The sequence below is a fragment of the Actinoplanes sp. NPDC024001 genome, assembly GCF_040638955.1.
GTDB lineage: Bacteria > Actinomycetota > Actinomycetes > Mycobacteriales > Micromonosporaceae > Actinoplanes.
Map to the genome: position 1 here is coordinate 1 of NZ_JBEZZB010000094.1, position 575 is coordinate 575.

Below are 575 nucleotides of genomic sequence, written 5' to 3' on the forward strand. Positions count from 1 at the left end.
GGCTCCATACCTACAATCACCATCGCGGACACACCGCGCTCAACGGCCTACCACCCGCCAGCCGCATCCCCAACCTCTCGGGTCAGTACAGCTAGCCGTTGCGGATGTGGCAGGGTCTAACGCAGGTGACCGCTGTGCCGCTCCTCAACTGAACACGGACGTGATCAACGGAGCGCGCTTCCGAAGCAGAAGACAACATCGACCCTGACAGCCTCGCTTAGAGAACTGCGCTTCGGCCCACCGGTCGAGTCCGATGCAGTTTCGGCGGCCTCTCGTGAAGGTGCCCGCATCTCTCCAAGAGTCACTGTGTCGCTGGCTGCGTTAATGGAACGGCCAAGGTCGACAAACCGCACAGCCTTACACCGGCCGTGTCAGCCGGGATGGGCGTGAGGAGCCAGATCGACTTAGCTCTGGTCGGCAGCTAGCGGCATTCCAAGATCACGGGATCTGTCGGGTGTCGTTTGGCAGTCGACATCGCAGTCGCTACCGGAGTGACTGACCACGAACGAGCGGACATAACGCGGATGCCGACGCCATCCTTGCGTTGGCGGGCCTGAGAATGTGGACTCCTTCGG